The 6,573-nt window shown below is 68.4% G+C and carries 5 protein-coding genes and 1 pseudogene; 2 read left to right on the forward strand and 4 right to left on the reverse strand.

Annotation, left to right across the window (positions count from 1 at the left end; translation table 11 throughout):
- Nucleotides 1-21: 21 nt before the first annotated feature.
- The 4 genes from AC07PU_RS26495 to AC07PU_RS26510 are packed head-to-tail and all read right to left on the reverse strand — an operon-like array spanning nt 22 to nt 5,602.
- Entirely contained in the window at nt 22-1,668 is a 1,647-nt protein-coding gene (locus AC07PU_RS26495) for an ABC transporter ATP-binding protein (protein ID WP_495321516.1), read from the reverse strand.
- Nucleotides 1,665-2,723 (reverse strand): ABC transporter permease, encoded by a 1,059-nt coding sequence (locus AC07PU_RS26500; RefSeq protein ID WP_495321517.1) that lies wholly within the window; start codon nt 2,721-2,723, stop codon nt 1,665-1,667. Before AC07PU_RS26500 ends, AC07PU_RS26495 begins: the two co-directional genes overlap by 4 nt.
- A gap of 4 nt (nt 2,724-2,727) precedes the next feature.
- A complete protein-coding gene (locus AC07PU_RS26505; protein WP_093341754.1) occupies nt 2,728-3,762 on the reverse strand; it encodes a microcin C ABC transporter permease YejB in 1,035 nt (344 codons plus the stop codon).
- A gap of 40 nt (nt 3,763-3,802) precedes the next feature.
- Nucleotides 3,803-5,602 carry an extracellular solute-binding protein gene (locus AC07PU_RS26510; RefSeq protein ID WP_495321518.1) on the reverse strand — a complete coding sequence of 600 codons (1,800 nt, stop codon included), beginning with the start codon at nt 5,600-5,602 and terminating at the stop codon, nt 3,803-3,805.
- 38 nt (nt 5,603-5,640) lie between these two features.
- On the opposite strand from AC07PU_RS26510, the gene fabI reads away from it, so the two are divergent.
- Both fabI and AC07PU_RS26520 read left to right on the forward strand, forming a co-directional pair.
- Entirely contained in the window at nt 5,641-6,423 is a 783-nt protein-coding gene (gene fabI, locus AC07PU_RS26515; protein ID WP_495321519.1) for an enoyl-ACP reductase FabI, read from the forward strand.
- Between the two features lie 71 nt (nt 6,424-6,494).
- Nucleotides 6,495-6,573 (forward strand): annotated as a pseudogene (locus AC07PU_RS26520) (enoyl-[acyl-carrier-protein] reductase FabI); the annotation flags it as partial.

The raw sequence follows: 6,573 nt of genomic DNA on the forward strand, positions 1-6,573 counted from the left end.
TGTTGTGGGTCGCGTTCGCCGTCAGGCCAGTTGCGCGGCGGCCACCAGTTTCTGCGTGTAAGGGTGTTCGGGCGCGTCGAGCACCCGGTCGACCGGGCCCGATTCGAGGATCGCCCCGTCCTTCATGACGATGACCTGGTGCGCCATGGCGCGGATCACCTCCACGTCGTGCGTGATCAGCAGATAGCTCAGCCCGCGTTCGCGCTGCAGCCGCTGCAACAGCCCCAGCACCTGCTTCTGGATCGTGACGTCGAGCGCGCTGGTGGGCTCGTCGAGCACCAGCAGGCGCGGATCGACGATCAGCGCGCGCGCGATCGCCAGCCGCTGCCGCTGCCCGCCCGAGAACTCGTGCGGATAGCGGTCGAGCAGCGCGGGGAACTGCGCCTCGGTGAGCCCGACGTCGGCCAGCGCCTGCAGCGCCCGCGCGCGACGGTCGGACGCCTTGAGCTCGGGCGCATGCACCAGCAGGCCCTCGCCGACGATCTGCTCGACGGTCATGCGCGGCGACAGCGAGGAGAACGGGTCCTGGAACACCACCTGCATCGCGCGCCGCAGCGCGAGATCGGAAGCCTGGCCCTGTCCCCAGCCCTGCCCCTCGACCTTGAGCGCGCCCTGGAAGCGCAGCAGCCCCAGCGCGGCCAGCGCCAGGGTCGACTTGCCCGAGCCCGACTCGCCGACCACGCCCAGGGTCTCGCCGGGTGCGATGCGGAACTCGGCGCCCTGCACCGCCACGAACTCGCCCTTGCCGAACCAGCCTGCAAAGCCGGGCTTGGGCACTGGGTAGCTCACGCGCAAGCCCGTGGCCGAGAGGATCGGCGCCGCGTCGGGCCGCGCCGGCGCAGGTGTCACGTCACGCGTGGGATGGCTGTCGATCAGCTTGCGCGTGTAGGGGTGTTGCGGCGCCTCGAACACGGTCGCCACCGGGCCGTGCTCGACGATGTGGCCCTGCTCCATCACCGCGACGCGGTCGGCGAAATGGCGCACCAGGTTCAGGTCGTGGGTGATCAGCAGCACCGCCATGCCGTACTTGCGCTGCAACTCGGCCAGCAGTTCGAGGATCTGGGCGCGCACCGTCACGTCGAGCGCGGTGGTCGGTTCGTCGGCCAGCAGCAGGCGCGGCCGGCAGGCCAGTGCCATGGCGATCATGGCGCGCTGGCGCTGGCCGCCCGAGAGCTGGTGCGGCAGCGCCCGCGCGCGCCGCGCCGGCTCGGGAATGCCGGTGTCGGCCAGCAGTTGCACCGCGGCCTCCTGCGCGGCGCGTGCCGGCAGGCCCTCGTGCAGCTGCAGCACCTCGGCGATCTGGTCGCCCACGCTGTAGAGCGCGTTGAGCGCGGTCATCGGCTCCTGGAAGATCATGGCGATCTCCTTGCCGCGGATGCCGCGCAGCTCGCGCTCGGGGATCGACAGCAGGTCGCGCCCGTCCTGCGCACGCCCGGAATCGAACAGCCGCGCCGAACCCGAGAGCTCGGCGTTCTGCACCAGCCGCAGCAGCGACAGCGCGGTGACGGTCTTGCCCGAGCCCGACTCGCCCACCAGCGCGAACTTCTCGCCGGCCGCGATCCGGAAATCGACGCCATGGACCACCGGCTTGCCGGCGAAGGCCACGCGCAGGCCGCGCACGTCGAGCAGCGGCGCGCCGGCCGCGAGGGAGGATTCGCCCGGCTTCACTTGTCGGCCTTCCGTGGATCGAGGGCGTCGCGCAGCGCGTCGCCCATGAAGGTCAGCAGCATCAAGGTGAAGACCAGCACGCCGAAGGTGGACATCGAGATCCACCAGGCGTCGATGTTCGCCTTGCCCTGGTTGAGCAATTCGCCCAGCGAGGGCGTGCCCGGCGGCACGCCGAGCCCGAGGAAGTCGAGCGAGGTCAGCGCGAGGATCGCCGCGCTCATGCGGAACGGCAGGAAGGTGACGACCGGCACCATGCTGTTGGGCAGGATGTGGCGCCGCATGATCTGCAGGTTGCTCACGCCGAGCGCGCGCGCGGCGCGCACGTAGTCCATCTGGCGGTTGCGCAGGAACTCGGCGCGCACGTAGTCGGCCAGCGCCATCCAGCCGAACAAGCTCAGCAGCACCAGCAGCAGCAGCACGCTGGGCGTGAAGATGGCGCTGAAGATGATCAGCAGGTAGAGCTCGGGCATCGAACCCCAGATCTCGAGCAGCCGCTGCAGGAACAGGTCGGTCTTGCCCGCGAAGAAGCCCTGGATCGCGCCGATGGAGATGCCCAGCACCACGCCCACGACCGTGAGCGCCAGCGCGAACAGCACGCTGACCCGGAAGCCGTAGATCAATTGCGCCAGCAGGTCGCGCCCGCGGTCGTCGGTGCCCAGCAGGTTCTCGCCCGAGGGCGCGGCCGGATTGGGCTGCTTTGCGAAGTAGTTGAGCGTGCGCGGGCCGTAGGGATTGGGCGCGTAGAGCGCCCAGTTGGCGCCGGCCGTGATGCGGTCGCGGATGAAGGGATCGAGATAGTCGGCCGGGGTCTCGAAGTCGCCGCCGAAGGTCTTCTCGGAGTAGTCGCGCAGCACCGGGAAGTAGGTCTGGCCCTCGTAGCGCACCACCAGCGGCTTGTCGGTGGACAGCAGCTCGGCGAACAGGCTCAGCACCACCAGCACGGAGAACAGGACCAGGCTCCAGAAGCCCAGCGGATTGCGGCGGAAACGGCGCCAGGCGCGCCGGCCCGGGCTGTCCGACTTGGCCGGCGGACGCGGCGCGGCGGGAGTGGGCATCGATTCAGTCAAACTTCACCCTCGGATCGACCCAGACGTAGCAGAGATCGGAAATCAGCTTGGTCACCAGCCCGATCAGCGTGAACAGGTAGAGCGTGCCCAGCACCACCGGGTAGTCGCGCCGGATCACGCTCTCGTAGCTCAGCAGGCCCAGGCCGTCGAGCGTGAACAGGGTCTCGATCAGCAGCGAGCCGGTGAAGAAGGCGCCGATGAAGGCGGCCGGAAAGCCCGTGATGATCGGGATCAGCGCGTTGCGGAACACGTGCTTCCAGAGCACCTGCCGCTCGGCGAGGCCCTTGGCGCGCGCGGTCAGCACGTACTGCTTGCGGATCTCCTCGAGGAAGGAGTTCTTGGTCAGCATCGCCGTCACGGCGAAGCTGCCGATCACCATGGCCGTGACCGGCAACGCGATGTGCCAGAGGTAGTCGACGATGCGCGCGCCCCAGCTCAGGCTCTCCCAGTTCGGCGAGGTGAGGCCGCGCAGCGGGAACCACTGCAGCTGGCCGCCGAAGATCACCAGCAGCGCCACGCCGAGCACGAAGCCCGGGATGGCATAGCCCACCAGCACGATCAGCGTGGTGAAGAAGTCGAAGCGCGAGCCCGCGCGCACCGCCTTGGCCACGCCCAGCGGCACCGCGATCAGGTAGCTGATGAAGAAGGTCCACAGGCCCAGGCTGATGGAGACCGGCATCTTCTCCTTGACCAGTTCCCAGACGTCCTTGCGCTGGTAGAAGCTGGTGCCGAGGTCGAAGCGCGCGAAGGACTTGAGCATGGTCCACAGGCGTTCGTGGGCCGGCTTGTCGAAGCCGTAGAGCTTCTTGATCTCCTCGATGCGCTGCGGATCGAGGCCCTGTCGGCCGCGGTAGCCGGCACCGCTGCTCGCGGCCCGCTCGCCGCCCGAATCGCGGCCCTGCAACTGCGCCACCATCTGCTCGACCGGACCGCCCGGCACGAACTGGATCACGCCGAAGGTGATGATCAGCACGCCCAGGAGCGTGGGAATCATCAGCAGCAGTCGCTTGAGGATGTAGCTGGCCATGCGGTTGTCGTGCTCCGGATCTCTTCTCGTGCGGCGGGCGCTACTTGTTGGCCGGCGAGGCCCACCATGTCGCGAGGGCCCAATCGCCGACATCGTAGTACGGCGGAATCGTCGGCGGCAGCACCACGCCGGCCGGCCGGTAGCCGACCAGGAAGGCGCTGCCGTAGTACATCGGGATCGAGTAGTAGCCGGCCGACAGCACGCGGTCGAGCACGCGCAAGGCGGTGGTGAGCTCGGGGCGCGTGGTGGCCGTCACCACCTTGCCGACGATGGCGTCGACCGCCGGATCGGCGATGCCCCAGTAGTTGGAGGAGCCCGGCGTCTCGGCCGACTTCGAGCCGAACAGCTCGAACAGCTCGCCGCCCGGCGCGGTGTTGCCCGGCAGCCGCATCGAGGTCATGTCGAAGTCGTAGTTCTGCATGCGCTGCTGCGAGAGCGAGAAGTCGACGGTGCGAAAGCTCATCTCGATGCCCAGCTTCTTGAGCGCGGTCTGCAGCGGCGTCGCCACGCGGATCAGCGAGGGCTGGTCGTTGAGGAACTCGATGGTGAAGGCCTCGTTCTTCGCGTTGCGCAGCGCGCCGTCGCGGTAGGTCCAGCCGGCCTCGGCCAGCAGCGCCCTCGCCTTGCGCAGGTTCTCGCGCAGGCTGCCGGGCGGATCGGTGCTCGCCGGCACCGGCGCGGGACCGAACACCTCGGGCTTGACCTTGGCGCGCAGCGGCTCCATCAGCGCCAGCTCGTCCGGCCCGGGCAGGCCGTCGGCATGGAAGTCGCTGTTCGGGAAATAGCCCTGCACGCGGGTATAGATGCCGTAGAAGAGCTGGCGGTTGAGCCACTCGAAGTCCATCGCGAGAGCGATGGCCTGGCGCACGCGCACGTCCTTGAACTTGTCGCGGCGCGTGTTGAAGATGTAGCCCTGGAAGTCGCCGGGGTTGTGGTTCTCGAAGGCGCGCTTGGCGATCTCGCCGTTGTCGAACTGCTTGCCCTTGTACTGGCGCGCCCAGTTGCGCGAGACGAACTCGCGCATGAAGTCGAACTCGCCGGCCTTCAGGCCCTCGAAGCGCGCGGTCTCGTCGAGGTAGACCTTGTAGGCGACGCGATCGAAGTTGAACATCCCCTTGCGCACCGGCAAATCGACGCCCCAGTAGTCGGCGCGGCGCACGTAGGTGATGTCGCGGCCCAGCCGGTCGCTCGCGGGCCTGTAGGGGCCGGAGGCGATCGGCACCTCGGTCACGATCTGGTCGAAGGGCTTGCCGCCGCCCCATTTGCGGCTGAACACCGCCATGCCGCCGACCACCAGCGGCAGTTCGCGGTTCGGGCTCGCGAAGTCGAAGCGCACCGTGCGCTCGCCGACCGCACTCGCCTTCTTGACCTCGGCATAGATGGTCTTGTACTGCGGGGCCGCGAGCGGGCCGATCAGGGTCTGGAACGAATAGACCACGTCGGCCGCCAGCACCGGCGAGCCGTCGTTGAAGCGGGCCTTGGGGTTGAGCCTGAAGGTGACCGAGAGGCCGTCGGGCGCCACGTCGATGTCTTCGGCCAGCAGGCCGTAGGCGGTGGTCGGCTCCTCCGAGTTGCCGGTCATCAGGCTCTCGAACATCAGCTGGCCGAGGCCCGAGGGCCCGGTGCCCTTGAGCGTGAACGGATTGAACTTGTCGAAGTTGGTGGGCCGGGTCGGCGGCACCAGCCTGAATTCACCGCCCTTGGGGGCGTTCGGATTCACGTAGCCGAAGTGCGTGAAGCCCGGCGCGTACTTGACGTCGCCGAATTGCGCGTACGCATGGGCGGCCCACGAAGGGGCCGCCGAGAGCGCCAAACCGAACCAGAGCAGCCAACCTCGCATGCGAGAATTCTGCCCCGAGATTTTCACGAGGCAACTCCATGGGCTTTCTTTCCGGCAAAAAACTCCTGATCACCGGCGTGCTGAGCAACCGCTCCATCGCCTACGGCATCGCCAAGGCCTGCCATGAACAGGGTGCCGAGCTCGCCTTCAGCTACGTCGGCGAGCGCTTCAAGGACCGCATCACCGAGTTCGCGGCCGACTTCGGCTCGAAGCTGATCTTCGACTGCGACGTCGGCGACGATGCCCAGATCGGGAAGCTGTTCGCCGACCTGTCGCAGGTCTGGCCGACCTTCGACGGCTTCGTGCACAGCATCGGCTTCGCGCCGCGCGAGGCGATCGCGGGCGACTTCCTCGAGGGCCTGTCGCGCGAGGGCTTCCGCATCGCGCACGACATCAGCGCCTACAGCTTCCCGGCCATGGCCAAGGCCGCGCAGCCCTACCTCAACGACAAGTCGGCCCTGCTCACGCTGACCTACCTGGGTGCCGAGCGCGCGCTGCCCAACTACAACACCATGGGCCTGGCCAAGGCTTCGCTCGAGGCCTCGGTGCGCTACACGGCGGCCTCGCTGGGTCCGAAGGGCGTGCGCGTCAACGGCATCAGCGCCGGCCCGATCAAGACGCTCGCGGCCAGCGGCATCAAGGGCTTCGGCAAGATGCTCGGCGCCGTCGCCGAGGCCTCGCCGATCCGCCGCAACGTGACGATCGAGGAAGTCGGCAACGTGGCGGCCTTCCTGCTGAGCGACCTCGCCAGCGGCGTGACGGCCGAGATCACCTACGTCGACGGCGGCTTCAGCAACGTCGTCGGCGGCATGGCCGAGTAAGCGGCACCACGGCTCCCGGGCACGCTCTCGCGCCCGTCGGACGGCGATGCACGCCGGTCGCGCAGCGCTTGTTGCTGAGCGACCTCGCCAGCGGCGTGACGGCCGAGATCACCTACGTCGACGGCGGCTTCAGCAACGTCGTCGGCGGCA

The organism is Variovorax sp. GW821-FHT10D07, assembly GCF_059415325.1.

Excerpts from the sequence above, each read along its gene's own strand:
- AC07PU_RS26510 (WP_495321518.1), bottom strand. The coding sequence starts at position 5,602 with ATGCGAGGTTGGCTGCTCTGGTTCGGTTTGGCGCTCTCGGCGGCCCCT.
- AC07PU_RS26500 (WP_495321517.1), bottom strand. The coding sequence starts at position 2,723 with ATGCCCACTCCCGCCGCGCCGCGTCCGCCGGCCAAGTCGGACAGCCCG.
- fabI (WP_495321519.1), top strand. The coding sequence starts at position 5,641 with ATGGGCTTTCTTTCCGGCAAAAAACTCCTGATCACCGGCGTGCTGAGC.
- AC07PU_RS26505 (WP_093341754.1), bottom strand. The coding sequence starts at position 3,762 with ATGGCCAGCTACATCCTCAAGCGACTGCTGCTGATGATTCCCACGCTC.